Below are 26,720 nucleotides of genomic sequence, written 5' to 3' on the forward strand. Positions count from 1 at the left end.
CGGCGGGCGCCCCACGGGGCGCCCGCCGACGGAGACCCCAGCACAGCAGAGGACCAGACTGCACGAAGGGGAAGCCATGACAGCGACGACCGACGGAAGCACCGGGGCCGCGAACCTCCGCGCAGCCTCGGCAAGCGATCCGACCGAATCAACCACTGCCGCGGACGACCTGTTCGCCGTCGCGCGGCTGGCCGCGGAACGCTCGGTGGAGCACCTCCTCGGCAGACAGGACGAGCAGGGCTGGTGGAAGGGCGACCTCGCCACCAACGTCACCATGGACGCGGAGGACCTGCTGCTCCGTCAGTTCCTGGGCATCCAGGACCCGGACACCGTCAAGGCCGCCGCCCGCTTCATCCGGGGCGAACAGCTCGGCGACGGCACCTGGAACACCTTCTACGAGGGGCCGCCCGACCTCTCCGCCACCATCGAGGCCTACGTCGCCCTGCGGCTGGCCGGGGACAGACCGGACGATCCCCACATGATCCGTGCCGCGGGCTGGGTCAGGGAACAGGGCGGCATCGCGGAATCCCGGGTCTTCACCCGGATCTGGCTCGCGCTCTTCGGCTGGTGGAAGTGGGACGACCTGCCGGAGCTCCCGCCCGAGCTGATGTTCTTCCCGAAGTGGGTCCCGCTCAACATCTACGACTTCGGCTGCTGGGCCCGCCAGACCATCGTGCCGCTCACCATCGTGTCCGCGAAACGGCCCGTACGCCCGGCGCCCTTCACCCTGGACGAACTGCACACCGACCCGGCGTGCCCCAACCCGCCCGGACCCACGGCGCCCGCCGCCAGTTGGGACGGTGTCTTCCAACGGCTCGACAAGGCGCTGCACTTCTACCACAAGGTGGCTCCGCGCAGGCTGCGCCGCATCGCCATGAACGCCGCCGCCCGCTGGATCATCGAACGCCAGGAGAACGACGGCTGCTGGGGCGGAATCCAGCCGCCCGCCGTGTACTCCGTCATCGCCCTGCACCTGCTGGGCTACGACCTCGACCACCCGGTCATGCGGGCCGGACTCGACTCGCTCGACCGGTTCACCGTCTGGCGCGAGGACGGCGCCCGCATGATCGAGGCCTGCCAGTCCCCGGTCTGGGACACCTGCCTCGCCACCATCGCCCTCGCCGACGCGGGGGTGAGCCCCGACCATCCGGCGCTCGTCAGGGCGGCGGACTGGATGCTCGGCGAGGAGATCGTACGGCCCGGGGACTGGTCCGTACGCAAGCCCGGACTCGCCCCGGGAGGCTGGGCGTTCGAGTTCCACAACAACAACTACCCCGACATCGACGACACCGCCGAAGTCGTCCTGGCGCTGCGCCGCGTCCAGCACCCCGACCCCGCGAGGATCGAGGGAGCCATCGAGCGCGGCGTGCGCTGGAACCTCGGCATGCAGTCGCGCAACGGCGCCTGGGGAGCCTTCGACGCGGACAACACCAGCCCCTTCCCCAACCGCCTGCCGTTCTGCGACTTCGGCGAGGTCATCGACCCGCCGTCGGCCGACGTCACCGGACACGTGGTCGAGATGCTCGCTGTCGAGGGCAGGGCGAACGACCCCCGCACCCGCCGCGGCATCGACTGGCTGCTCGCCGAACAGGAGGCGAGCGGGGCGTGGTTCGGCCGGTGGGGCGTCAACTACATCTACGGAACGGGGTCCGTGGTACCGGCGCTGATCGCCGCCGGGCTGCCGGCCGCGCACCCCGCGGTCAGGCGGGCCGTCGACTGGCTGAGGTCCGTCCAGAACGACGACGGCGGCTGGGGCGAGGACCTGCGTTCCTACCGCGAGGAGAAGTGGATCGGCCACGGCAGCTCCACCGCCTCCCAGACCGCCTGGGCCCTGCTCGCGCTCCTGTCGGCGGGGGAGCGGGAGAGCAGGTCCGTGGAGCGGGGGGTCGGCTGGCTGGCGGAGACCCAGCAGGCCGACGGCTCCTGGGACGAGCCGCACTTCACCGGAACCGGCTTCCCCTGGGACTTCTCCATCAACTACCACCTCTACCGGCAGGTCTTCCCCCTCACGGCCCTCGGCCGGTACGTGTACGGAGACCCCTTCGCCACCGCCTCCGGAATCGGCGCCGGTGCCGGCAAGGGGGTCTGAGCCCATGGGTGGTGCACAGGAGCCGCCCGGACCCACCACGCCGCTGCTGATCGCCTGCGCACTGGGCATCGAGCGTCTCGCCCTGCGCACCGGGAGGAAGGGCGGACTCCCCGGGCCCGGCCCCGTCAGCATCATCAGCTCCGGGATGGGCCCCCGGGCCGCCGAGAACGCCGTCCGGGAGGCCCTGGGGCTGCACGGGGCCGGGGGTACGGCGGTCATCGCCTCCGGCTTCTGCGCCGGGCTGGAGCCCGGCATGCATCCGGGCGACCTGGTGGTGGCCGAGGAGACCAGGGACGCAGCGGGCACCACGCCCTGCACCGGCACAGGCCTCCTGGTCGACGCGCTGGTCAGGGCGGTGCCAGGGCGTACGGTCCACACCGGCCCGCTCGCCGGCTCGGGACACGTCGTGCGGGGTCCGGAGCGGGCCGGCCTGAGGGCCACCGGCGCGGTCGCGGTGGACATGGAGTCCGCCGCCACCCTCCGCACCGCCGTACGGACCGGGCCACGCCCGGTTGCGGCCGTACGGGTGGTCGTGGACGCTCCAGAGCATGAGCTCGTCCGCATCGGCACGGTCCGCGGTGGAATATCGGCATTCCGTGTTCTCCGTGCTGTCCTTCCGGCTTTTCATGAATGGCACCGATCTTTGCTGCTCCCCAGGAGGTGAGCCCAGATGGCCATGCCGCTCCGTCAGTCCATCAAGGTTGCGACGTATCTCTTCGAACAGAAGCTCCGCAAGCGGGAGAAGTTCCCGCTGATCGTCGAGCTGGAGCCCTTGTTCGCCTGCAATCTGGCGTGCGAGGGCTGTGGCAAGATCCAGCACCCGGCCGGAGTGCTGAAGCAGCGCATGCCGGTAGCCCAAGCGGTGGGGGCGGTGCTGGAATCAGGTGCCCCGATGGTCTCCATCGCCGGTGGCGAACCCCTGATGCACCCTCAGATCGACGAGATCGTACGTCAGCTGGTGGCGAGGAAGAAGTACGTCTTCCTCTGCACCAACGCGATGCTGATGCGCAAGAAGCTCGAAAAGTTCACGCCCTCCCCCTACTTCGCCTTCGCGGTGCACATCGACGGGCTCCGTGAGCGGCACGACGAGTCGGTCGCCAAGGAAGGGGTCTTCGACGAAGCGGTCGAGGCGATGAAGGAGGCCAAGAAACGCGGCTTCCGGGTCACGACCAACTCCACCTTCTTCAACACGGACACCCCCCAGACCGTCATCGAGGTGCTGAACTTCCTCAATGACGAGATGAAGGTCGACGAGATGATGATCTCGCCCGCCTACGCCTACGAGAAGGCACCCGACCAGGAGCACTTCCTGGGTGTGGAGCAGACCCGCGAGCTCTTCAAGAAGTCCTTCGCGGGCGGCAACCGCAGCCGTTGGAGGCTCAACCACTCCCCGCTCTTCCTGGACTTCCTGGAGGGGAAGGCGGACTTCCCCTGCACGGCCTGGGCGATCCCCAACTACTCGCTCTTCGGCTGGCAGCGGCCCTGCTACCTGATGAGCGACGGGTACGTCCCGACCTACCGGGAACTCATCGAGGACACCGACTGGGACAAGTACGGCCGGGGCAAGGACCCGCGCTGCGCCAACTGCATGGCGCACTGCGGATACGAGCCCACCGCGGTGCTGGCCACCATGGGATCGCTGAAGGAATCCCTGAGAGCGGCACGGGAGACGATCGGCGGGAACCGGTGACGTGATGACCGCGGGAGAGCCGGTCACGCCGGGTCTCCCCGCGCTCCCGGCCCGGCCGCTCACGGTACGCCGCCCCTCGCGGCGCGTCCGGGCCGGGTCGGTGGCCGTCGGCGGGGAGATCCCGGCGCCGGCGCGGTCGATGACGACGACGCGAGCGTGAGCCGACAACAGACCAGGGAGAGGGGCCCGGGCGTGACGACGCTGGAATCCATCAAGGGGCCGCAGGACCTCAAGGCGCTGAGCAGGCCGGAGATCGCTGAACTCGCGCAGGAGATCAGGGAGTTCCTCATCCGGGCCGTGACGAGGACGGGCGGTCACCTCGGCCCCAACCTCGGAGTGGTCGAGCTCACCATCGCCCTGCACCGGGTCTTCGACTCACCGGTGGACCGCATCCTGTGGGACACCGGCCACCAGAGCTACGTGCACAAACTGCTGACGGGGCGTCAGGACTTCTCCAGGCTGCGCGGCAAGGGCGGCCTCTCCGGTTACCCCTCGCGCGAGGAGTCCGAGCACGACGTCATCGAGAGCTCCCACGCCTCGGCCGTCCTCGGCTGGGCGGACGGCCTCGCCAAGGCCGACGAGGTGCTGGGCCGCCCGCACCACGTGGTGGCGGTCATCGGCGACGGGGCCCTCACCGGCGGGATGGCCTGGGAGGCGCTCAACAACATCGCGGCGGCCGGCGACCGCCCGCTGATCATCGTCGTCAACGACAACGAGCGCTCGTACGCCCCGACCATCGGCGGCCTCGCGAACCATCTCGCCACCCTCCGCACCACCGACGGCTACGAGCGCTTCCTGTCCTGGGGCAAGGGCGTGCTCCAGCAGACCCCGGTCATCGGACCACCGCTCTACGGATCGCTGCACGGGGCGAAGAAGGGCTTCAAGGACACGTTCGCCCCCCAGGGCCTGTTCGAGGACCTGGGCCTGAAGTACGTCGGACCGGTCGACGGCCACGACACCGCGGCCGTCGAATCCGCGCTGCAGCGGGCCAAGCGGTTCCACGGCCCCGTGCTGGTGCACTGCATCACCGAGAAGGGCCGTGGCTACGCGCCCGCCCTGGCCGACGACGCCGACCGCTTCCACACGGTCGGCAGGATGGACCCGCTGACCTGCGAGCCACTCGTCGTGCCCGCCGCGCCGTCCTGGACATCGGTGTTCGGCGACGAGATCGCGGAGATCGGTGCCGAGCGCCCGGACGTGGTCGCGATCACCGCGGCCATGCTGCACCCGGTCGGGCTGACCCGCTTCGCGGCGGAGTTCCCCGACCGGATCTGGGACGTCGGGATCGCCGAGCAGCATGCCGCGGTCTCCGCCGCCGGGCTGGCCACCGGCGGCCTGCACCCGGTCGTCGCCGTCTACGCGACCTTCCTCAACCGGGCGTTCGACCAACTGCTGATGGACGTCGCCCTGCACAGGTGCGGGGTGACCTTCGTCCTGGACCGGGCCGGGGTCACCGGCGTCGACGGTCCCTCGCACAACGGCATGTGGGACCTGTCCGTCCTCCAGGTCGTCCCGGGGCTCCGGATCGCGGCCCCGCGCGACGCCGACCGGCTGCGGGAGGAACTACGGGAGGCCGTCGAGGTCGAGGACGCGCCGACGGTGATCCGCTTCCCCAAGGAGTCGGTGGGGGAGTCCGTCGCGGCGGTCGGACGGATCGGCGGGATGGACGTCCTGCACAGGGCACCGGATCCGGACGTCCTGCTGGTGGCCGTCGGAGTGTTCGCCCCGCTCTGCCTGCGGGCGGCCGATCTGCTCGCCGCATCCGGGATCCGCTGCACGGTCGTCGACCCCCGCTGGGTCAAGCCGGTCGACGAGCAGCTGCCCCCGCTCGCCGCGCGACACCGGCTGGTGGCGGTCGTCGAGGACAACAGCAGGACCGGCGGAGTCGGCTGGGCCGTCGGACAGGCCCTGCGGGACGCGGACGTCGACGTACCACTTCGGACGTTCGGCATCCCCGAGGAGTTCCTCGCGCACGCCGGGCGCGGTGAGGTACTGGCCGAGATCGGGCTCACCCCGGTGGAGGTCGCCGGGCGGATCCGTGCGGCGCTGGAGCGCCGCACGGCAGGGGGAGAGCGGCACGTGCCTGAGGAGAACGGGTCATGAAGGACGACGAGCAGGGTTTCGATCTGGCACGGCTCCTCGCGGAACGAGGTGGCGAACGCTACGAGCTGCACACCCGGCACCTCAACCACCAGCTGCCGCGGATGCTGCGCACCCTCGGTTTCGACAAGGTCTACGAGAGAGCCGAGGGCGCGCACTTCTGGGACGCGGAGGGCAACGACTACCTCGACATGCTCGCCGGGTTCGGCGTGATGGGGCTGGGCAGGCACCACCCCGTCGTGCGCAGGGCGCTCCACGACGTCCTGGACGCCTCGCTCGCCGACCTCACCCGCTTCGACTGCCAGCCGCTGCCCGGACTGCTGGCGGAGAAGCTGCTGGCGCACAGCCCGCACCTGGACCGGGTCTTCTTCGGCAACAGCGGTACGGAGGCGGTCGAGACAGCGCTGAAGTTCGCCCGGTACGCCACCGGCAAGCCGCGGATCCTCTACTGCGACCACGCCTTCCACGGGCTGACCGCCGGCTCGCTCTCCGTCAACGGGGAGACGGGTTTCCGGGACGGGTTCGCGCCCCTCCTGCCCGACACCGCCATCGCGCTCGGCGACCTCGACGCCCTCCGGCGTGAGCTGAGGCGCGGTGACGTGGCCGGGCTCGTCGTGGAGCCGATCCAGGGCAAGGGTGTCCACGCCTCACCGCCCGGCTTCCTCCGGGAGGCGCAGGAACTGCTCCACCGGCACAAGGCGGTGCTCATCGCCGACGAGGTGCAGACCGGGCTCGGCAGGACCGGTGACTTCTACGCGTACCAGCACGAGGAAGGCGTCGAACCGGATCTGCTCTGTGTCGCCAAGGCGCTCTCCGGCGGGTACGTGCCGGTCGGTGCCACGCTCGGCAAGGACTGGATCTTCAAGCGCGTCTACTCCTCCATGGACCGGGTCCTCGTCCACTCCGCGAGCTTCGGATCCAACGCCCAGGCCATGGCGGCCGGGCTCGCCGTCCTCACGGTGATGGAGCAGGAGGAGACCGTCGCGCACGCCCGTCGCACCGGAGACCTGCTGCGGGAGCGGCTCGCCGCGCTCGTCGGCCGCTACGAGCTGCTGCACGAGGTGCGCGGACGCGGGCTGATGATCGGCATCGAGTTCGGCCGGCCGTCCTCCCTCAAGCTCCGCAGCCGCTGGACGATGCTGCAGGCGGCCCGCAAGGGCCTCTTCGCGCAGATGGTGGTGGTGCCGCTGCTGCAGAAGCACCGGATCCTCACCCAGGTGTCGGGAGACCACCTGGAGGTGATCAAGCTGATTCCACCGCTGGTCATCGGGGAACCGGACGTCGACCGCTTCGTGACCGCGTTCACCGCCGTCATGGACGACGCGCACAGCGGGGGTGGTCTGATGTGGGACTTCGGCCGGACCCTGGTGAAACAGGCCGTCGCCAACCGCTGAGCGTCTCCGGGCTTCTTTGCCTCTGAGGCAAAAAATTTGCCTCAGAGGAAAGGTCCTGGCCCAATGGAGGTATGAATCCTCCTGACGGAGGGGTGGCCGACGAGCTCCCCGGGGTCGCACCGCGCCTGCGCGACCTGCGGCGCGACCGCGGCCTCACGCTGGAGGCGGCGGCCGGGCGGGCCGGCCTCTCGCCGGCCCACCTCTCCCGGCTCGAAACGGGCCGCAGACAGCCTTCGCTGCCGATGCTGCTCGGCCTCGCCCGTGTCTACGGTACGACCGTCTCCGAGCTCCTGGGGGAGATGCCGCCCGAACGTGACGCGATCGTCCGCGGCGGTCGCCTCGAGGCCACGCCGCGCGGCACCGGAGCGGGCGGCTGGGTCTACCGGCAGGCCGGTGGACCGGGCCGCGCCATGCAGGCCCTGAGGGTCCACGTCCCGTACGGCACCGAGGGGGACCTCGTGCGTGTCCACCCCGGTGAGGAGTGGCTGTACGTCCTCGACGGCCGGCTCCGGGTCGTGCTCGGCGAGACCGTCCACGACCTCGGTCCGGGGGACAGCGCGCACTTCGACTCGCTCACCCCGCACCGGATCGCAGCGCTCGACGCCGGCGGGGCGCGCCTGCTCTTCGTCCACACGCTGCTGCAGAGCCCCACCGCCGAGCTGTGCCTGGGCAGCACGGTCCACCGGCTCTGATCCCGCTCACGCACCCCGCACCGCACGTCCCGTCCCGTTCGTCACGCCGGTCCCAGATGCCGGAAGAGAGGACTGTCATGTCCGATTCGGAGCACTACGACCCCCTGACTCCCCGGAGGGCGAGGAGCGCGGACACCCAGGAGCGGCGGATGCCCCGCGGCGTCGTGATCCGGCTCCTCGCCTACCTGGTGGCCGGGCACGTGGTCGCGGCCTTCCTCTTCCTTCTCTTCACCGTGGCCGGCAAGGGCTGACCCCGGTGCTCACGCGTCCTCGACGAGCCGCTCACGCAGTCGCTCGCGGGTCTCGGGGGTGATCTTCAGGCCTTCGAGGAAGTAGCGGTCCGTGCTGCCCCAGATCTCCTCGATGGCGGCGAACGCGGCGCCGAGGTAGTCGGGGTGGGCGCCGAAGAGGGGGTTGAGCAGCTCCATCACCTCGTCGGACATCCCCGCCGACGAGGAGTCGCTGCGCTTCACCTTGTAGCGGCGGTGCGCGTCGTTCGACTTGAGGTAGTCGGCCTCGATGGCCTCCTTCTCGACGCCGACCGCGAGCAGGGAGACCGCGACCGAGAGGCCGGCCCGGTCCTTCCCGGCCGCACAGTGCATCAGCGCGGGCATGCTGTCCTCCGCCAGGGCGTGCAGCACGCGGCTGTGTTCGGCGGTGCGGTCCTTGATGATCGAGCGGTACGAGGCGACCATGCGGTCCGTCCCCTTGCCGTCGGCCAGGATCGAGCGCAGCTGCTGGATGTTCCCGTCGCGCACCAGCCGCCAGAACTCCGCGCCGTCGGCCGGGTCGGAGAGAGGAATGCTGACATTCCGGACACCCGGCAGCTCCACGTCGAGGCCGTCGAGCTTGTGGTCGGCCGCGTTGCGGAAGTCGAAGACCGTGTGCAGGCCGAGCCCGGAGAGGAAGGTGGCGTCGGCCTCCGTGGCGTGGGCGAGATGGCCGCTGCGGTAGAGGCGCCCGTAGCGCACGGTGCGGCCGTCCATGGTCGGAAGCCCGCCGACGTCGCGGAAGTTGCGGACACCGGTCAGGTCGACGTCCGTCGGCTCGGGGCCGGCCGGGGGGACCTCTGGCAGCTGCGTCACAAGGGCTCCTGGGGTGTCGGGCGTCGGCGCCGCTCGCCGACGGGGGCACGCTCGCGACGATACGACATGGCTGCATCGGCCAACCGTCTCGGTCGCAGAGGTGTCGGTCCGCCCTGTAGGTGGTGGCCATGACATGTCCGTATTGGCGTATTTAGCGGAACATGCCCCGCTTGTGCGGGAGATGGGGTGAGGTGGGTGAGCGGGATCATATCCGTGACGGTGCGTGGCGGAGATCGCGACAGGTATTCCGGACGCCGTGCGGAAAGCCAAGATCCCGGATCCACGGAGTGTGACGGGAATTCCGCACCGGAATTGAAGCGCCGATTCCGGTCCGCAATGCGGGGCTTGTTCGCGGCGTCCCGGCTCGCTTACGGTCACGGTCAATCCGGACGGAACGCCTAATCCTGCCGCCGCCCGGAATCCGCACCGACTCACGTGTGGCAGGAGCGGGGGAACCAGGTAGGCCGCCGGCCGGAGGGATCCGGTACGGCTTGGGGTCAAGTCGCGCACCACGTGGCCGGGCATCTCCAGCCCGAACCCGACAGCTCACCTCGCAGGCGCCGGAGAGGAATTCCCCCATGCCCGCAAAAGGCAAGCACCGTCGTACGAAGACCGGCCCGATCTCCCGAGGCGTCCTTGCCGCCGGGACCGGTGGCGCCGTCCTCGCCCTCCCGCTGATCGGCGCCACCGGCGCCCATGCCGCCGAGCAGGCCGCCCCGGCCGCCAAGTCCGCCGCCGCCCACAGCGCGCCCGCGTCGGCCAAGAGCTCGGCGAAGACCTACTCCGTGGTCTCCGGCGACTACCTGGCGAAGATCGCGGCCGACAAGAAGGTCAAGGGCGGCTGGCAGAAGCTGTACCAGGACAACCGTGACGTCGTCGGCGAGAACCCGAGCCTGATCCGCCCGGGCATGAAGCTCACCCTCGGCGCCAAGGCGTCCGGCTCCGCGGAGAAGGCAGCCCAGGCCGCGCCCTCCAAGGCCGCGCCGAAGGCCGCCGCTCCCGCGGAGAAGGCCGCCGCTCCGGTCGAGGAGACGGCCGCGAAGACCGCCGACTCCGCCGCGTCGGAGAGCACCGGATCGGGCTGGGCCACCCCGGTCGAGAACGCCGTGGTCACCACCCAGTACCGCGCCTCAGGCGCCAGCTGGTCCAGCGGCTACCACACCGGTTCGGACTTCCAGGCCGCCTCCGGCACCAGCGTCCGATCCATCGGCCAGGGGACCGTGGTCTCCGCCGGATGGAGCGGCTCGTACGGCAACGAGGTCGTCATCCAGCACAGCGACGGCATGTACTCCCAGTACGCCCACCTGTCCTCGCTCGAGGTCTCGGCCGGCCAGACCGTGACCGGCGGCCAGCAGATCGGCCTCTCCGGCTCCACCGGCAACTCCACCGGCCCGCACCTCCACTTCGAGGTCCGGACCGGCCCGAGCTACGGCTCGGACGTCGACCCGATCGCCTACCTGCGTTCGCACGGCGTCTCCATCTGAGACTCCGTCCGGGACACATCACCCGGTTCGATCGCTTCGAGGAGAGGGGCGGTGCGCCACGGCGCACCGCCCCTCTCCTTATTCCTGCTTTACCAAAAACTGACCGGGTGGTCTTTCTCACCACCCGTCAACCCCTTATTACGGTCGCGTAGGTCACATTCGAAGGTGCAGGATAAGCGCTTGTGGCAGACGATTCGAGAAACAGACAACGAGGCATCATCGGGTCGTACGCAGCGATTGGCGACAGCTTCACCGAGGGTGTCGGAGACCCCGGCCCCGGCGGGACGCTCGTCGGCTGGGCGGACCGGCTCGCGGTCCTCCTCGCGGACCAGCTCCCCGTCCTCGGTGCGACGGTCGGCCCCGCGGACGACCCGCACGGGAATTTCCGGTACGCCAATCTCGCCGTACGCGGACGCCTCCTCGACCAGATAGTCGAGGAACAGGTCCCCCGGGCGAAGGAGCTGGCACCCGACCTGGTCAGCTTCTGCGCGGGCGGCAACGACATCCTCCGCCCCGGTTCCGACCCGGACGACGTGGCGGAACGCTTCGAGCGTGCGGTCGCCGAGCTGACCCAGGCGGTCGGAACCGTCATGGTCACCACCGGGTTCGACACCCGCGGCATCCCCGTGCTCAAGCACCTGCGGGGCAAGATCGCCATGTTCACCGCGCACGTCCGGTCCATCGCCGACCGCTACGACTGCCCGGTGCTGGACCTGTGGTCCCTGCGGTCCGTGCAGGACCGGCGGGCGTGGGACAGCGACAGGCTGCACCTCTCGGCCGAGGGGCACACCCGGGTCGCGCTGCGCGCCGCCCAGGTCCTCGGCCTCGACGCGCCGGCCGACCCGGACCAGGTGTGGCCTCCGCAGGTGCACCGCGGGACGTTCGAGGTGCGCCGTGACGACATCCAGTGGGCGCGCGAGTACCTCGTCCCGTGGATCGGGCGGCGACTGCGCGGGGAGTCCTCCGGGGACCACGTCGAGGCCAAGCGCCCCGACCTGCTGCCGCTCTGACCCCTGCCGCTGACGGGCGGTCAGCGGCCGACGAGGGGGAGCAGACGCCGGGCCGGGTCCGCGGGCACGAGCCCGTCCGGGGCGGGTATCCGCATCGGACGGGCGGGTATCCGCTCCAGCACCCCGCCCGCGAAGACGTCGTACAGCGGCAGTGTCTCCAGGTGCACATAGCCGATGTGGCAGTCGCACACGTCGAGCGGACAGCCGCGCGGGCCGAGTGAGCTCCGATAACTCCCGTCGTAGAGGTTGCCCAGCTCGTCGCGGACGAAGTGACAGCGGCGCACCGTCCCGTCACCGTCCACCGAGACGACCGATCCGCCCGTCCTGCACGGGAGTCCGGCCGAGCGGTGGGGGTGCCTGCTGTAGGGGAACAGGGGGTCGAGGGCCGTCCAGCGGTCGGCCTGCTCGTCGGTGTACGTGTGGCCCTCGGCGGCGTTGACCCAGAGATACACATCGGACGGCAGCGCCGAGCGGAGCCGGCGGGCCTCCTCCAGGTGTTCCTCCAGACCGACGACCCCGACGCTGTGGCGCACACCCAGAGCCGCCAGCTCCCGGCACCGGCCGAGGAACCGCTCGTACGGCGTCTGACCCGGGTGGTACGTGCACCAGAGGGCGACCTTGTCGCGCTGCGCCTCACCCAGCCAGGCGGTGCGGCCGCTGAGGTTGGTCTGGATGGCGACCCGGCGGATGTGCGGGAGCCGCGACAGCTCGACGAGCGCCTTCCGGTACCAGGACCGCACCAGGCCCTCGCCCCAGGGGGTGAACAGAACCGACAGCCGGTCACCGGTCTGCGCCGAGGCCCATGCGGTGAACCGCTCCAGGGCCGCACGGTCGGAGCGGAGCTGATCACCGCTGTCCCGCCGCTTGGCGAAGGGACAGTAGGGGCAGTCGTAGTCGCACGAGGAGAGCGGGCCCCGGTAGAGGATCGTCAGGTCCATGCCTATCGCTTCTCCCACTTCGCGTCTCTCACTTCGCCTCGTACGCGGCCATGGCGGCCCGCACGGCCGGGGAGAACAGGTCCGGGCCCAGGGCATCGGAGTGGGCCAGCCCCTCCGGGGAGAGGCGCAGCAGGGCCGGGCACGCCGAATCGTCCAGCCAGCCCCGCGCCGAGAAGAGCTCCAGCTCGGCGGGGAAGTCCTCGTAGGGGTCGGTGCCGAAGCGCTCGCGGTACTCGGAGGGCCGCATGCCCTCGGCCTGGAGGAGCGACTGGAGAAGATGGCGCCGGCGCGCCTCGCCTTCGTCCACGTACCGGCCGACCTCCGCCCGGGAGAAGTCCACGGTGGTGGTGAAGCCGTCGATGATGCCCCGGATCTCCCGCATCTCCACGGCGTAGTCGAAGGAGTAGTGCAGGGACGAGGTGTACGAGCGGGCACCGCAGCCGAGCCCGATCATGCCGTCGGTCTGGCAGGCGTAGTCGTCGGCGCCCGCGTGCGGGGCGTCCGCGCGGCGGAACATCCGCATCGACACCTGCTCGTAGCCGCTGGCGAGCAGGTGGTCGCGGCCCGCGCGGTACAGCCGCAGCCGCTGTTCGTCCCAGGCGGTGTCCGGGGCCTGCGGTGCTGCCGCGCCACCGGTCGTCCGGCCGAGACCGGTCAACGGGCGGACGTAGAGCGGGTAGAGGTACAGCTCCTCGGGGCGCCAGGCCAGGGCGGCGTCCAGTGAGGTGCGCCAACTCGCTCCGGTCTGGCCCTCGATGCCGTAGATCAGGTCGATGTTGAGGACCGGGATACGGGCGTCACGGATCCGCCCGAGGGCGGCCTCGACCTCGGAGCGGCGCTGCGGGCGGACCGCGGCCCGGGCCTCGGCGTCGACGAAGCTCTGCACACCGATGCTGATCCGGGTGGTGCCCCGGCCGGCCAGGACCGTCAGCCGGTCCGCCGTCGCCGTCGACGGCGAGGTCTCGACCGACAGGGGCACCGCTCCCAGGTCGGCGCCCATCCGCTTCTCTGCGATGTCGCAGAGGCGCTCCAGCTCGCCGGCGGTGAGGAAGGTGGGGGTGCCGCCCCCGAAGGCGGCTGCCGCGAAGCGCACCGGCCCGTCGTCGCCGAGAGCGTCACGGACGGTGGTGGCCTGCCGGTCGAGCGCGTCGAGGTAACGCGTCGTCAGCTCGTCGGGCGCGCCGATGCGGGTGAACAGATTGCAGAAGCCGCAGCGGACCTCGCAGAACGGTATGTGCAGGTAGAGGGAGAGCGCGTCCTTCCGCTCGGACGCCCAGAGCTCGCTCAGCGAGGGAGGCCCCGCGGGGTGCTCGCCGAGGGGGCGGTAGGCGGTCTTGTGCGGGTAGGCGTAGACATAGCTGCGGTACGGGCCGGTGTCCGCGCCGGGCTCGGTCCCGGTGGTGGTTGTGGTGCCGGTCATCGGGTCGCCCCCGGTTCGAGGAGGAAGTGGGCGTAGGGCACGGTCCAGACGGCCTCATGGCCGAGCCGGTGACCGGTGTAGCCGTCGTCCCCGTAGGCCGTGCCGTGATCGGAACAGACGATGGCGAAACACCTGCGACGGCTGCTCGCTGCCGCGAGGAGTCGACCTATGTGACGGTCGACGTACTCCAGGGCGGCGGCGTGGGTGGTCCTGGAGTCACCCGCGTCCGCGGTGGCGCCGGGTAGGTGGAACCAGTTGGGCTGGTGAAGCGCCGACACGTTGACGAAGAGGAACAGCTTCTGTTCCTGCGGGAGTTCCCCGATCACCTGCTCGGCGCGTGCGACCTGCGCCTCGAAGGACGTCGGCGAGGCGACACCGAACTCCGGCTCCCAGTGGCGCTCCTGGAACATACCGGGCAGCACCGAGCCGAGCGGGGGACGGCGGTTGAAGAACCCCACCCCGCCGACGCACACCGTGCGGTAGCCCACGGCGGCGAGGCCGGACAGGATGTCGGGTGTGTCGTGGACGAAGGTGCCGTCCGCGGTCGACTCACTGCCCTCGAAGCGTGCGGCGAACAGCCGCGGATGAGGACCGGGGCGAGCGGGAGTCGGCAGGAAACCCGCGAAGATCGCCTGATGGGAGGCGTAGGTGAAGCTGCCCGGAGCGTGCCTCTTCTCCCAGACCCCGCCGGGCAGATGCCGGACGAGATTCGGGATGCGCCCGGCCGCGGCCAGTTCCTCGGCCACGTCGAACCGCAGGGTGTCCAGGGTGACGAGCAGGAGATCGTGGCTGCCCACGATCGCGTTCATGTCGGGGGTCCCCGGCTGTGCGTCGCAGGGCGCGGGATCAGGATGCATCGATGACACGGTCGTTCCTCGGGTGGTCGGTACTCGTCCGGCGGGGCTCGCGGCCGTCCTCGCGGCGGTCCTCGCGCCGCCCTCCGTCGTGCGGTGCGTCGTCGTGCGGCCCGTTCTTGTGCGGCCCGTCCTTGTGCGGCGAGCGGGCCAGCACGGCCGCGATCTGCGCTCCGTAGGTGTCCAGGCCCTCCGCGCCGCTGCCCGGCAGCCCGGTCAGACGGGGCAGGAGGTCTCCGAAGGCATTCACCTCGCCGACGGCGAAGCGCCGCCAGCCCGTCGCAGGCAGCAGGTCGACGCCCACGCACAGCGTGTCCGGGAAGCAGGACGCGGCCCGCTCGCACACGGCGAGCGCGGCGCTCCAACTGCCGCCCGCCGCCTCGACGGCGGCCCGAGCCTCGTCCAGATCACCGCGCGCTCCGCCCAGGTGCAGATTGGTCATGGGGGACCGGCTGGTCCGTACGACGGCATGGGTCGCGCGACCCGCGACGACCACGACCCGGAGGTCGGCGGCCCGCCCCCGCTGGGACGCCTTGGGCAGCCAGCGCTCGATGTGCAGGCCGTCCGGCGCCAGCGCGTCGACGAGGCCGGCCACCTCGCTCTCGGTCGTGCAGCGGCGCACCCGGAGCGAGTTGAACAGCCGGCCCGCCTCGTCCCGCTCCACGGAGGTGGTCGCCCGGATCCTCGCGGGGCCGGCCGTCTCCAGGGCGATCACCCCGGAGGCGGAGGATCCGTGCGCGGGTTTGAGGAAGACCCTCGGCATGCGGTGATCCGCCATCAGCGCGCGCACATCCGCCCAGCCCCGCACGGGCGCCGCGTCCGGCCCGGAGGTGGGGGAGTCCGGCACCGGCACCACCGCGGCGTCCATCACGCCGTGGCAGAGCCGCTTGTCGAACATCACCGCGATGTCCTCGGGATCGTCCAGCAGGACGGCGCCCGCCATCGAGGCCGCCCGTGCCACGTCCCGTACGGCCGAGGTGAAGCGGGCGTACCAGCGGGCCGACCCCTCCACGCGGGTCGGATCACCGGCGCCGCGCAGCAGACGATCCACCTCGGCGTCCTCACCGGGCGAGTCGACACGCACGATCTCCCCGGGAAGGAAGGCCGCATCTCCTGCCAGGACCGCAGCCCACGACACCGTGCGCGCGGCGGGCAGCCCGGCGGCGCGCATCGCTTCCTGGAAGAGCCCGACCCTGCGGTCGGCGGGAACACCGACCACCGCGAGACGCGGCGGCGCGCTACTCGCTGACGGCGACATAGCGCGGCTCGTCGTCCTCGAGGTCCAGGTCGTCCACCCCGTCGAGATCGACGCGGACGTCCGCCCGGGCACACAGCCCCCTGATCCGGGAGACGAAGGGTTCCGAGAGGTAGTGGTGGTGCAGATCCAGGGAGGACAGGTGGGTGAGCGGCTGTCCGTCGAGGAGGGCCTGCGCCCCGGTGTCGCTGAGGGTGCCCATCGAGAGGGACAGCGTGTCGAGCCGGGCGACCACCGGGGCCGAGGCGACCGCTGCGGCGATCTCGTCCTGGATCTCGCTGTTCTGCAGTCCCAGTCGGCGCAGGCTCGGGAATGCGGCGCCCGACAGCACGGGTGCCAGGTCCGCCACCGTGGCGTCGCCGCCGTACCAGTCGGTGCCGAACCAGAACTCCAGATGTTCGAGGGCGGGCAGTTCGGAAGCGCCGACCGCGCGGACGACATGCCCCGGCAGTCCGCCCGACTCGAATCGCAGGGACCTCAGGGCGCGGTGCCGCACTGGCCTCAGCCTCAGATGCTCCTCGTCGGGCACCGGGTCACCGCCTCCGCGCACACTCAGCTCCTCCAGGAGGGGCAGGGCTTCCAGCACGGGTGTGATGTCGCACATCTCCAGCCAGGACACCTCGCACTCCTCGCTCTCCACATCGGCGAGGAACAACGCGCGCAGGGCGGGGAAGCGATGGGCGTCGGAGACGATCGCCTCGACGACCGGCTCGAAGGAGACGTACTCCTCCTTCCACCAGGGGCCGATCAGCAGAGCACGGACCTGGGCGGTGTCCACCTCGGCGAGGAAGCCCTGCCAGGTCTCCTCGAACGTCAGCGCGTACTGGGAGTCCAGGCGCCACGCCACGGAGGCGGCCGGGGGCCGCACCGGTGTCCCGGCCGGGTCGGGCAGGGGCAGCGTGTGCACCGGCAGGCCGTGGAAGACCTCGGGGTGCGTGATGTCGGTCATCGTGCCATCACTCCGCGACCGCGGTGTAGCGGCCCTCGATGCCGCGGTCGCCCCACGGCTCGCAGCGGCCGGACAGATCGACCGACACACCGTGCGGTTCCAGGGCCTGTGAGATCCGGTGCTCCATCGGCTCGGTCAGGAAGTGGTGGTGCAGGTCGAGCGAGGTGAGATGGGTGAGAGGCTGGCCCGCGAGCAGGGCCGCCGCGCCTTCGTCCCCCAGCGTGCCGTTGGACAGGTCGAGTGTGCGGAGCTGCGCGACCACGGGTGCGGAGCCGATCGCGGCAGCGATCTCGTTCTGCAACTCGCTGTTGCGCAGACCCAGATGGCGCAGCCGGGGGAACCGGGTGCCGGCGAGCAGCGGCGCCAGGTCCGGGACGACCACGTCACCGCCGTACGCGGAGACACCCAGCCACAGATCCAGGCGCTCCAGAGCCGGCAGCTCGCTGTCCAGGACTCCGCGCAGCGCCTCCGCGGGCAACCCGCCGCTCTCGATGGTCAGCTCACGCAGGGCCTCGTGCCTGACGGGCGGGAACACCAGGTCCGTGCCGCCGCGCACACCGAGACAGGTCAGCCCCGGGAAGGCGGTGAGCAGAGCGGTGACATCCGACTGCTCGATCCACGAATTCTCGGCCTCCTCCGCCACCAGGTCCCCGACGAAGACGGCCTTGAGCGAGGTCAGCCGGCCGGCCGCGGCCACGACGAGCCCTATGGGGTAGGCGGAGGTCTCCTCGTACGACTCACCCCACTGACCGATGATCAGAGCCTGGACACCTGACGGTTCGACGGCTTCGAGGAAGGCGCCGAACTCCGCCTCCCAGTCGGCGTCCCCCTCGCCTGGGTCGTAGGGGTCGACGCTGACGCGCCACGCCGCGGCATGTGCCGCGGGCCGGGAGGACCCGTCGGCCTCGCGCTGGAAATCGACGGCCGGAAGGCCGAGCAACTCGTGCAGACGGTCCGCGTCGGCCATGGCACTGAGCTCCTGAGACTCGGGAGGACTGATGTCCGCAAGGTGTATCAAGAGCCACTGACATCGCCGCGACCGGCCCGGGTCGGACGGGCGGAATCAGCGAGAACTACGCGTCCGTCGGGGGGCGTGCGCAGGCGGAGCACAGGGGGACGGAGCGTGCGGACAGGGGACGTGCGCTGCTGGAACGGGCTCCGACGGCCCTCACTGTCAGACCCCTCTCGTAGCGTTTTTCCTGTGACCGGCACAGCGGGTGCCGGGACGGAGGGGAGAGGCCTGTGTACCGGCAGGGCGACGTACTGATGGTGGCACTGGAGGAGTCCGAGGTGCCCGCGCGCTTCCTCGACGCACCGGGCGAACCGCGTGACGGCAGGGGGCGGCTCGTCCTGGCGCTGGGCGAGGTCACCGGCCACGCCCACGCGGTGCAGGGGCCGGGCCGGCTGATGCGGGAAGCGGGTCCGCTCGGTCCGATGCTGCTCCATCTCCCCGAGGGCGGACGCGTGGTCCACGAGGAGCACGCCGTGATCGCCTTGCCGAAGGGCTGGTTCCGCGTCGTGCGTCAGCGCGAGTACGCCCCGGGCGGGGTCCGGATCGTCGCGGACTGATGCCTGCCGGGGTGCGCGGGTGCCCGGTGACGTGCCGGCCGGGAGGAAGGACACCGGGGCCGGAGATGTGCGGTCAGGACAGGAACAGGGACAGGGGACGGGGAACACCGATGCAGTACGTGAACGAGTGGCGGGCCGTGGCGGCCGCGACGGGCAGGGCCGACCGGGACGCCGCCGAGGACGGGGTGCGACGGGCCTACCGCACCGCGGGGCTCGCGGAGCCGGAGCGCGTCATCTGGGTCGACTCGCCCAGGGCGGCCGTCGAGGCCGTGGAGAAGCTGACCGGCGCCGGACGCTCGGTCCGCGAAGAGGTCCGCACCCGCCCCTGGGCGGAGGAACGACGGCGCTTGTACGACGAGTTGGGCCCGGCCGGCTGGTCCGCCCTGTGGTCCGCCACCGGGGCCCAGCTGTGGGAGACCACGGCAGCCCTGGCCGAACGGATACGGACGGGAGTCGTCGCGGAGCTCGCGTCACGCCCCGAGGAGGAGTCCGACGTCCGGCTGGTTCTGCTCGACGCGGTCCTCGGCCAGCACGACGCGGCCTGGCTGTCGGCCTTCGACGGCCGGGGCGAGCGGCTGACCGGACTGGCGGAGGTCGCCAGGAACGCCGGCTGGTGGTGGCCCTACGAGCACGCCGTGGTGATCAGCGAACGGCCCGAAGTGCTCCACCGCGACGAGGCGGGGCGGCTCGACCGGGGCGACGGGCCGGCCCTGGCCTACCCGGACGGATTCGCCCTGTACGCCTGGCGCGGAATGCCCGTCCCGGTCGAGTTCCTGGACAGCCTGGCGAGCCTGACCCCGGGCCGCATCCGGACCGAGGAGAACGCGGAGCTGCGCCGCGTGATGCTCGAGTTCTACGGTTACGACCGTTACCTGGCCGAATCGGGTGCGGAGCCGGTGCACAAGGACGAGACGGGAATACTCTGGCGCATCGCGATGGAGGGCGACGAGGACGTCGTGATGGTCGAAGTGGTCAACTCCACCCCTGAGCCCGACGGGACGCACCGCACCTACTGGCTGCGGGTGCCGCCCAGGACCCGGACCGCGAAGGAGGGCGTCGCCTGGACCTTCGGCCTCGAAGGAGACGTCTACGCCCCTGTGCGTCAGACCTGACCGCAGGTGCGGCCCCGCGATCGCCGCCGGTCCGTGGACGTCTCCCGCGTGGTCCGCGCCGGGGCCCCTCAGGCGGTCAGTACCCGGTGCTCGATGCCGAGTTCGCGGGCGAGCGCCTCTTCGGTCCACAGCAGCATGGTGGCCCGCGAGAGCGGACCCGCGTACGACGTCATCTGGACGGCCAGCCCGTCCAGCAGAGCGGTCAGCCGCCAGGCCACGGACATCGGGTCGTCGCAGTGGAACTCACCCGCCGCGGCGCCCTCCTCGATGACTTCGGCCAGCTCGGCCTTCCACTGCTGGTCGAGATCACCGGCCACTTCGCGCAGCACCGGGTCACGCAGGGAGGACGCCCAGCCCTCGATCCACAGCCGCCAGCCCTTGGCCTGGCCGGTCGGCGCATACCAGCGGACGGCGGCACGGAGCCGCCGGACCGCGCTGGTGCGGCGGGTCAGGAGTTTGCGCAGGTGGGCGAGATCGGCCTCGGCCGCGTACGCGAAGGCGGCGGCCACCAGCTTCTCCTTGGACGAGAAGTGGTAGAGCACCAGGGCGTTGCTGACGCCGAGAACAGCGGCCACATCGGCGATCCGGACGGCGGAGACGCCTCGCACCTCGATCTGTTCGACGGCAGCACGCAGGAGCTCCTCACGACGCTCCGCCACGCTCAGTCGCACTCTCGCCACGACGTCACCCTAACCAACCCACACGCACGGAGGTCCGCCGCCCGCGCCCCGGAGGCCTACCGGTACCAGCCGAAACGCTCCGCCATGACCGGCAGCCGGTCCGCGGCGAGCGCGTGTGCGGCCGCCCGGGGTGTGCAGCCGTCCGCCGCCGCCCGGTCCAGGACACGGTCGACGAGAGCGCGCATCGACCGGCGGGTGTGCCCGAACGCCTCCTCGGCATCGGGCCCGATGTCCCCGAACAGCGTCCACCACCACCACGCATTGGTACCGGAGTTGACGACCACATCGGGGAGCACCGTGATCCCTCGAGCGGCAAGCAGCGGCTCCGCTTCCGGCAGCACCGGCATGTTCGCCGCCTCGACCACCCATCGGGCCCTGACCGAAGCCTGGTTCACGGCGTCCACGGCGTACGACACGGCAGCCGGCACCAGCACCTCCGCGTCGGCGGCCAGCCAGGCGTCGGCCGGCAGCTCCCGGTACCCCTTCCGCAGCGCCCCGCGGTCCACCGTCCCGTGCGCGTCGCGCGCGCCCAGCAGCGTTTCGACGTCCAGGCCGGACGGATCGGCGATCGTGCCCTTCACATCGGCGATCGCGACGACGGTCAGCCCGGCCCGGGAGAGGAATCGGGCCGTCGCTCCTCCCATCGTGCCGAATCCCTGCAGGGACACCCGGGCGCCGGTGTGAGGCACACCCGCCCGGTCCAGTGCGGCGAGCACGGACTCCGCGACCCCGCAGCCGCCGACCAGCTCGTCCAGCCCGAGCCCGTCCACCGTCACGGCGAAGGCGTCCGCCAGCCGCCGCCGCGCCCCCGCCTCGTCGTCCAGCAGGGGGTAGACCGCCTGGACCGTCGAGACGAGCCCGGCCTCGGCCGCCGCCCGGTCGACGAGGTCCTGGCTGAGCCCGAGATCCTCGCCGGTCGTCCAGACGCTCTCCACGTACGGCCGCATCGCCCGCAGGAAGCGGACGAGCACCCCGTACGCGGCCGGATCGCGCGGGTCGCAGTCGATTCCCCCCTTGGCACCGCCCAGCGGGATGTAGCGAGCCCGCGTGTCGCCGGAGTCGAAGTGCAGGGCCTCCTTCATGGTCATGCCCCTCGCCAGCCCCGCGACCTCCGCCAGGGTGCATCCCTTCCTCATCCGCAGGCCCCCGCTCGACACGCCACGCACCAGCCGGTCCACGACGAGGTAGCCCTCGGTCCCGGTGACGTGGTCCGTCCAGGTCAGGGAGATCAGCGGGGCGGGAAAGGGGGACGTCACAGGGCAGCTCCTCCGGATCGCATGGCCTTGTCTACTGAACAGCGAGTCAGTATCCGGAGGTGCCACGACCGCTGTCAACGCGTGCGGTCCACCGGATGTGACGCGGTCGGACCCCGGATGCGGAATCCTGCGGGGGGCACGGACGTTGGACTCGGCATGACTGACTTCGAACCGGGACGTGAGGCGCTGCTCCGACTCCTCGGTGAGTACGACGGCGGGGTGCTGGTCACCCTCAAGCGTGACGGCAGGCCCCAGCTGTCCAACGTGAACCACGCCTACTACCCCGACGAGGGCGTGCTCCGGGTGTCCGTCACGGAGGGCCGGGCGAAGACCCGTAACCTCCGCCGGGACCCGCGGGCGAGCTACCACGTGACCAGCGACGACCGCTGGGCCTGGACCGTGGCCGACGTCACGGCCGAGCTCACCCCGCCCGCCGCTGATCCGCACGACGCGGTCGTGGAGCAGCTGATCACCCTCTACCGGGACGTCAGGGGAGAGCATCCCGACTGGGACGAGTACCGCCGGGTGATGGTCCAGGACCGCAGGGCAGTCCTGACGCTGCGGATCGATCATGTGTACGGCCAGCCCCGCGCCTGACGCGGCACCCCTTGAGGCAAGGGGGCGGGGAGCGAGATCTCGACGGTGCTCCGATCACCGTCGAGATCTCGCTCCGTCGTACCTCCCGACCATAATGAGACGACACCGACTCCCCCAGGAGATGCTGTGACCGGCGCCGACCACCAGCCCTCGCTCCGTACCCGACTCCGCTCCCTGCGCCCGGACGCCTTCGGGGCGGACCCGGCCGGTGCCCGGATGGAGCGGATCCGGCGCTCTCCCCACTTCGCCGACGGAGTGTTCCAGAACCCGGAAGGCGCCCGGACCAGGCCGTCCGGTTCCATGATCGAATTTGCCAAGGTCTACTTCCACAAGGAGCAGCGGGCCCGTAGATCCCCGCTCGGCACCGTGCCCGTCCACGCCACGACCCTGGCCGACCTGGCCGCGCCGCCGGCGTCGGGCCTGCGGGTGACCTGGCTCGGCCACTCGAGCGTCCTCACCGAGATCGACGGCCGCCGGGTGCTCTTCGACCCGGTCTGGGGAGAGCGCTGCTCACCGTTCGCCTTCGCCGGACCCAAGCGACTGCACCCCGCGCCGCTGCCGCTGGCGGCGATGGGGCCCGTCGACGCCGTGGTGATCTCCCACGACCACTACGACCACCTCGACCTGCCCACGATCAAGGCCCTCGCGGGCACGGACACGGTTTTCGCAGTACCGCTCGGCGTCGGCGCCCACCTGGAGCGCTGGGGGGTGCCCCTGGACCGGATCCAGGAGCTCGACTGGAACGAGACCGCGCAGGTCGCCGGCATCAGCTTCACCGCCACCCCCGCGCGGCATTTCTGCGGCCGAGGGCTGCGCAACCAGCAGCACACGCTCTGGGCGTCGTGGGTCGTCGCGGGCCCGGAGCACCGGGTGTACCACAGCGGCGACACCGGCTACTTCTCCGGTTTCCAGGACATCGGGGCCGAGCACGGCCCCTTCGACGTGACGATGATCCAGGTCGGCGCCTATTCGGAGTACTGGCCCAAGAACCACACGGACTGTACGCCGCTGCCGGGGGCCTGGCCAGACATCCACATGTCGCCCGCTCAGGGCGTTCAGGCGCACCTTGACCTGCAGGGCGGTCGGCCGCACGGTGCGCTGATGCCGATTCACTGGGGCACGTTCAACCTGGCACCGCATGCGTGGGCGGAGCCGGCGGAGTGGATCAAGGATGTGGCTGAGGACGTGGGGCAGCCGATGGCGTTCCCTCGTCCGGGTGAGCCGTTCGAGCCGGCAGGGGAGCTTCCCTCGGATGCGTGGTGGCGTGCGGTGTCGGCGCCGATTGCGCACCCATGGCGTCGCCCGGTGGTGGATGCGGCACCGGTACACCGGGAGGAAGTCGACCTTGCGCGCGAGCGGTGACGGGGGCCAACGGCGATTTCGGGGAACTCGTTCGGTTGCTGGGTGATCTGCCGCGCGAGGAGCGGGACTGTCTGTGGGCGGCTATCGACGGGCCCTCGCGCGAGGGCGGGTCGGCAGCGCCGCGACAGTCCACACCGTTGCCCTCCAATCAGGGCTCATCGCGGATCTTGGTCAAGACTCGCACGGTCTGACTCATTCGTTCGCAGCAGATTGGCCCCGAACGGCAGGTTCGAGGCAATACGAGCGTGTGGGGTATCGCCGCTCTCTTGCGATGTTGATCGCTTGGACGCGTGCTGAGGCCGAAGCTGTGCGTACAGCCCGGTCTTGTCCGAAGACTTCCCCCCGACACTCTCTACCGGCGAGGAGCGCAGGCGGTTCCCTCGGAGGGCGAGGACGACCGACACGGTTGTCTCCGCACTACAGTCACCAGCCGGTGCGAGAGTGAAACTTTTCCATCATCGGTCTGAAGTGGCCAGATGCAGAGTGAGGACGGCTTGGACAAGGTCGGTGATTTTCGTGGTCGAGCACCGGAGTTTGCGGAGGAGTCGCCAGCACTTGAGGGTGGCCATGCCCTGTTCGACGAGTGCATGGATCGTCGCGTGTGATCGGTTCACCGCATGTTCCCCGGTGGAGTGGTCTCCCATCGGCCCCGGCAGGGGATGCGGATCGTTCCCGCCGACGCCCCGGTAGCCCTTGTCGGCAAGGAAGGTCCCCTCCAGGAGCACGAAAGCCTTCGTCGACGAGGTGCGGACGGCGTCGACCAGGTTGGGAGCGCCGAACTAGTTGCCCAACGACCCCTGCTGGTGTCGCCGCGGGCGAAATGCTGGACGGTGGACCCATCCCCATCGGAGACCTTCGATCCAGAGCCCAGGGCCCACTCACCTCACCTGCCATCGGGCACGTGGGTTCTGCCGTTCCGCCCGTTAGCGACCGGCTGTGGGGAACGACCATGCGTGAGGTGGAGCGCAGCGCCCAATGTGCACGGAACCTGTCGATGATCTTCCGGGCGCTGCGTGGCGAGACGCTCATCCCCAGACGGGCATCGACGAGTCGCTGGAGGTCTGCTTACGTTTTCTCTGATCCGGTGTATGCCGCCCGTTTTTGCCTCCGCGAGGCTGGTCATTGCTCTGCGTCACGTACCAGGAGTGCGATCTGCACCCGGTTGTCGACCCCCAGCTTGGCGAACAGGTTGCCTACGTGCGCCTTGACGGTCGCGACGCTGATGTACAGCCGCTCGGCGATCTCCGGGTTGCCCAGTCCGTCCGCGACGGCCCGAGCGGTTTCGAGTTCTCGTTCGGTCAGTGCGGACAGCTGTTTCCGCGCGGCTTCGCGGGACGAGTCGCGAGCGTAGGAGGACTGCGGGCTGGTGGCTGCGGTGATCACCCGTGCCGTGACCGCTGGGGACAGCACGGAGTTGCCGTCCGCGACGGTCCGCACCGCGTCGAGGATCCGCGCCGGTGGGGTGTCCTTGAGGACGAACCCGAGTGCTCCGGCGTGCAGCGCGCCGAGTACCAGATCGTCGGAGTCGAATGTGGTCAACATGAGCACCCGCGGCGGAGCCGGTCGGGTGAGGAGTTCCCGGGTCGCGCTGAGACCGTCGCGGCCGGGCATCCGCACGTCCATCAGAACGACGTCCGGCCGCTGCTCGTCCACCACGGTGATCGCGTCGTCCCCGTCCGCCGCTTCCGCGACGACGGTCAGGTCCGGTTCGGCGTCGATGACGAGCCGCAGCGCCATCCGCACCAGCCGGTCGTCGTCGACAATGACGACGCGCACCCGCTCCCGCTCGGTATCCACTCATTCTCTCTTTTCGTGGGTGGGGTTCGGCCAGGGTAGCTGCGCGGTGAGGATGTATCCGTTGTCGGGTGTGCGGTGGTGGCTGAGTTCTCCGCCGGCGAGGCTGATCCGTTCTGTGAGGCCCAGCAGACCGAATCCCGATGTCGGTGGTCGTGAGGTTGCCGTGGTGGCGGGGGAGTTGTGGACGCTGACGCTGAGGTTGTCGCCGGCTGTTCCTTCGAGGGTGATGTGTACGTGCGCACCTGGGGCGTGTTTTGCGGCGTTGGTCAGTCCTTCCTGGACGATCCGGTAACAGGTGCGTCCGACGGCATTGGACGGTGTTCCCGCCACGGTGCCGGTGAGCGTGACGTCCAGTCCGGATGTGCGGGCTTCGGCTATCAGTTCGGGGACGCGGTCAAGGGAGGGCTGGGGAGGTTCCGGGCGGCCCGGGTCGGCCCGAAGCACACCGAGGACATCCCGTAGTTCTTCCAGTGCCTGGTGGGAGCCGTCGGCGATACCGCGGACCAGCACGCGGCTTTCCTCCGCGGTGAGGTCGCTGCGGTGGTCCAGCACTCCGGCCTGCATGGCGACCAGGGAGATCCGGTGTGCGAGTACGTCGTGCATCTCGCGGGCGATCCGGTTCCGCTCCAGGGCGCGTGCCTGCGCCGCTCGTGCGGTCTGCTCACGTTCCGCGCTCTCCGCCCGGTCTCGCAAGGACCGCACTTCGACGCGCCGCCCCCCGATGGCCATGCCCATGGCCACCGCGATGCCCGCGATCAGTGCCGGGAGCGCGAGCTGGTACCACAACAGGCCGGGCGAGCTCTGGACCGGGTAGAACCCACCGGCGAACTGTGACGCGGTCACCAAGGCCAGAGCGACGACCCCGATCTCCACCGGCCGACGACGCGTGGAGATCGAAACCAGCGCGAGAAACGCGGCGCCGGAAGCGAGTGCCGACGCGGTCGAGGCGATCACGACCGTCATGGCGACGGCGAGCGGGAACCGCCGCCGCCACAGAAGCGCCGTCAGGCAGCCGAAAGCCACCAGCGGATCACCGATGACGAACCACGAGCCCGTTTCGTCCGTCTGACCCCGCAGTAACACACCGATGGACAGCCAGAGCGGTATCCCCACTGCCGAGGCCGCACACAGCCGCCATGTCTGCTGCCACCACCCGAGCCGTGGTGCTACGTCGGTGTTCACCCGGCCATTGTCGCGAAGCCGTGCGGCCGGTGAGTCCGACCGAGGGATGATGCGCCCCCGACCAGAGTCGAATCACCGCCCCGCCTCCGGTCGAAGGCGGGGCGAGCCGCAGGGCTGATGTGTCTGCCGCACCGTACGGACAGACTCGTCCATGTGCCGAGACAACCGAACACCAGACGGAGCAACGCGATGCGCAAGGGTGGCT

Annotated in this window: 25 protein-coding genes and 1 riboswitch; of the genes, 13 read left to right on the plus strand and 12 right to left on the minus strand. The window is 70.6% G+C overall.

Annotated features, from left to right (window positions below; translation table 11 throughout):
- The first annotated feature begins 76 nt into the window (after positions 1–76).
- The 7 genes from shc (at position 77) to OG488_RS33075 (ending at position 8,216) form a co-directional block, all read left to right on the plus strand.
- Positions 77–2,089 carry a squalene--hopene cyclase gene (shc, locus tag OG488_RS33045; RefSeq protein WP_329235900.1) on the plus strand — a complete coding sequence of 671 codons (2,013 nt, stop codon included), beginning with the start codon at positions 77–79 and terminating at the stop codon, positions 2,087–2,089.
- 4 nt (positions 2,090–2,093) lie between these two features.
- Positions 2,094–2,753, plus strand: a complete 660-nt coding sequence (locus OG488_RS33050; protein WP_329235902.1) for a phosphorylase family protein — start codon at positions 2,094–2,096, stop codon at positions 2,751–2,753.
- 6 nt (positions 2,754–2,759) lie between these two features.
- Positions 2,760–3,779, plus strand: a complete 1,020-nt coding sequence (hpnH, locus tag OG488_RS33055; RefSeq protein ID WP_329235904.1) for an adenosyl-hopene transferase HpnH — start codon at positions 2,760–2,762, stop codon at positions 3,777–3,779.
- A gap of 192 nt (positions 3,780–3,971) precedes the next feature.
- Positions 3,972–5,882: a 1-deoxy-D-xylulose-5-phosphate synthase gene (gene dxs, locus OG488_RS33060; RefSeq protein ID WP_329235906.1), complete on the plus strand. Its 1,911-nt coding sequence runs from the start codon at positions 3,972–3,974 to the stop codon at positions 5,880–5,882.
- Positions 5,879–7,273 (plus strand): aspartate aminotransferase family protein, encoded by a 1,395-nt coding sequence (locus OG488_RS33065; protein WP_329235908.1) that lies wholly within the window; start codon positions 5,879–5,881, stop codon positions 7,271–7,273. Before dxs ends, OG488_RS33065 begins: the two co-directional genes overlap by 4 nt.
- Before the next feature lie 71 nt (positions 7,274–7,344).
- The gene (locus OG488_RS33070) at positions 7,345–7,965 is read left to right on the plus strand and encodes a helix-turn-helix domain-containing protein (protein WP_329235910.1); all 621 of its coding nucleotides are present in this window, start codon (positions 7,345–7,347) and stop codon (positions 7,963–7,965) included.
- A gap of 77 nt (positions 7,966–8,042) precedes the next feature.
- Positions 8,043–8,216, plus strand: coding sequence for a DUF6126 family protein (locus tag OG488_RS33075; protein ID WP_329235912.1), 174 nt, complete (start codon positions 8,043–8,045; stop codon positions 8,214–8,216).
- 9 nt (positions 8,217–8,225) lie between these two features.
- Here the strand turns inward: OG488_RS33075 and OG488_RS33080 are convergent, their stop codons facing one another.
- A complete protein-coding gene (locus OG488_RS33080; protein ID WP_329235914.1) occupies positions 8,226–9,050 on the minus strand; it encodes a tyrosine-protein phosphatase in 825 nt (274 codons plus the stop codon).
- A 414-nt stretch (positions 9,051–9,464) separates the two neighbouring features.
- A riboswitch (cyclic di-AMP (ydaO/yuaA leader) is annotated at positions 9,465–9,623 on the plus strand.
- A 5-nt stretch (positions 9,624–9,628) separates the two neighbouring features.
- Between OG488_RS33080 and OG488_RS33085 the strand changes: the two genes are divergently transcribed.
- Together OG488_RS33085 and OG488_RS33090 are read left to right on the plus strand one after the other, a co-directional pair.
- Positions 9,629–10,534 carry a M23 family metallopeptidase gene (locus OG488_RS33085; RefSeq protein WP_329235916.1) on the plus strand — a complete coding sequence of 302 codons (906 nt, stop codon included), beginning with the start codon at positions 9,629–9,631 and terminating at the stop codon, positions 10,532–10,534.
- Positions 10,535–10,716: 182 nt separating this feature from the next.
- Entirely contained in the window at positions 10,717–11,544 is an 828-nt protein-coding gene (locus tag OG488_RS33090; protein WP_329235918.1) for an SGNH/GDSL hydrolase family protein, read from the plus strand.
- Positions 11,545–11,564: 20 nt separating this feature from the next.
- On the opposite strand, the gene OG488_RS33095 is transcribed toward OG488_RS33090, so the two are convergent.
- Genes OG488_RS33095 through OG488_RS33120 form a run of 6 tightly spaced genes read right to left on the minus strand, consistent with a single transcriptional unit; the run spans position 11,565 to position 17,927 of the window.
- The gene (locus OG488_RS33095) at positions 11,565–12,482 is read right to left on the minus strand and encodes an STM4011 family radical SAM protein (protein ID WP_329235920.1); all 918 of its coding nucleotides are present in this window, start codon (positions 12,480–12,482) and stop codon (positions 11,565–11,567) included.
- 28 nt (positions 12,483–12,510) lie between these two features.
- The gene (locus tag OG488_RS33100; RefSeq protein ID WP_329235923.1) at positions 12,511–13,902 is read right to left on the minus strand and encodes an STM4012 family radical SAM protein; all 1,392 of its coding nucleotides are present in this window, start codon (positions 13,900–13,902) and stop codon (positions 12,511–12,513) included.
- Positions 13,899–14,711: an STM4013/SEN3800 family hydrolase gene (locus OG488_RS33105; protein ID WP_329235925.1), complete on the minus strand. Its 813-nt coding sequence runs from the start codon at positions 14,709–14,711 to the stop codon at positions 13,899–13,901. The genes OG488_RS33100 and OG488_RS33105 overlap by 4 nt, the downstream gene beginning before the upstream one ends.
- Before the next feature lie 37 nt (positions 14,712–14,748).
- Positions 14,749–16,014 carry an STM4014 family protein gene (locus OG488_RS33110; protein WP_329235926.1) on the minus strand — a complete coding sequence of 422 codons (1,266 nt, stop codon included), beginning with the start codon at positions 16,012–16,014 and terminating at the stop codon, positions 14,749–14,751.
- Complete coding sequence (locus OG488_RS33115; RefSeq protein WP_329235928.1) at positions 15,995–16,960, minus strand: STM4015 family protein; 966 nt, start codon at positions 16,958–16,960, stop codon at positions 15,995–15,997. The genes OG488_RS33110 and OG488_RS33115 overlap by 20 nt, the downstream gene beginning before the upstream one ends.
- Positions 16,961–16,967: 7 nt before the next feature.
- The gene (locus tag OG488_RS33120) at positions 16,968–17,927 is read right to left on the minus strand and encodes an STM4015 family protein (protein WP_329235930.1); all 960 of its coding nucleotides are present in this window, start codon (positions 17,925–17,927) and stop codon (positions 16,968–16,970) included.
- 275 nt (positions 17,928–18,202) lie between these two features.
- Here OG488_RS33120 and OG488_RS33125 point away from each other — a divergent pair, with 275 nt between their 5' ends.
- Both OG488_RS33125 and OG488_RS33130 read left to right on the plus strand, forming a co-directional pair.
- Complete coding sequence (locus tag OG488_RS33125) at positions 18,203–18,529, plus strand: hypothetical protein (RefSeq protein ID WP_329235932.1); 327 nt, start codon at positions 18,203–18,205, stop codon at positions 18,527–18,529.
- A gap of 110 nt (positions 18,530–18,639) precedes the next feature.
- Complete coding sequence (locus tag OG488_RS33130; protein ID WP_329235934.1) at positions 18,640–19,641, plus strand: DUF6745 domain-containing protein; 1,002 nt, start codon at positions 18,640–18,642, stop codon at positions 19,639–19,641.
- Between the two features lie 68 nt (positions 19,642–19,709).
- On the opposite strand, the gene OG488_RS33135 is transcribed toward OG488_RS33130, so the two are convergent.
- Both OG488_RS33135 and OG488_RS33140 read right to left on the minus strand, forming a co-directional pair.
- Positions 19,710–20,321, minus strand: a complete 612-nt coding sequence (locus OG488_RS33135) for a TetR/AcrR family transcriptional regulator (RefSeq protein ID WP_329235936.1) — start codon at positions 20,319–20,321, stop codon at positions 19,710–19,712.
- A 56-nt stretch (positions 20,322–20,377) separates the two neighbouring features.
- A complete protein-coding gene (locus tag OG488_RS33140; RefSeq protein WP_329235938.1) occupies positions 20,378–21,577 on the minus strand; it encodes a Glu/Leu/Phe/Val dehydrogenase dimerization domain-containing protein in 1,200 nt (399 codons plus the stop codon).
- Positions 21,578–21,733: 156 nt separating this feature from the next.
- Here OG488_RS33140 and OG488_RS33145 point away from each other — a divergent pair, with 156 nt between their 5' ends.
- Both OG488_RS33145 and OG488_RS33150 read left to right on the plus strand, forming a co-directional pair.
- Positions 21,734–22,174 carry a PPOX class F420-dependent oxidoreductase gene (locus OG488_RS33145; protein WP_329235940.1) on the plus strand — a complete coding sequence of 147 codons (441 nt, stop codon included), beginning with the start codon at positions 21,734–21,736 and terminating at the stop codon, positions 22,172–22,174.
- Positions 22,175–22,300: 126 nt separating this feature from the next.
- On the plus strand, positions 22,301–23,536 hold the full coding sequence (locus tag OG488_RS33150) for an MBL fold metallo-hydrolase (protein WP_329235942.1): 1,236 nt from the start codon (positions 22,301–22,303) through the stop codon (positions 23,534–23,536).
- Positions 23,537–23,991: 455 nt separating this feature from the next.
- Here the strand turns inward: OG488_RS33150 and OG488_RS33155 are convergent, their stop codons facing one another.
- The 3 genes from OG488_RS33155 to OG488_RS33165 all read right to left on the minus strand — a co-directional run bounded on the left by OG488_RS33155 (position 23,992) and on the right by OG488_RS33165 (position 26,515).
- Positions 23,992–24,261, minus strand: a complete 270-nt coding sequence (locus tag OG488_RS33155; RefSeq protein WP_406465692.1) for a transposase family protein — start codon at positions 24,259–24,261, stop codon at positions 23,992–23,994.
- A 394-nt stretch (positions 24,262–24,655) separates the two neighbouring features.
- Positions 24,656–25,333 (minus strand): response regulator transcription factor, encoded by a 678-nt coding sequence (locus OG488_RS33160; RefSeq protein WP_329235944.1) that lies wholly within the window; start codon positions 25,331–25,333, stop codon positions 24,656–24,658.
- On the minus strand, positions 25,334–26,515 hold the full coding sequence (locus tag OG488_RS33165; protein ID WP_329235946.1) for a sensor histidine kinase: 1,182 nt from the start codon (positions 26,513–26,515) through the stop codon (positions 25,334–25,336).
- Positions 26,516–26,720: the final 205 nt, after the last annotated feature.

This window comes from Streptomyces sp. NBC_01460 (assembly GCF_036227405.1).
Classification (GTDB): domain Bacteria; phylum Actinomycetota; class Actinomycetes; order Streptomycetales; family Streptomycetaceae; genus Streptomyces.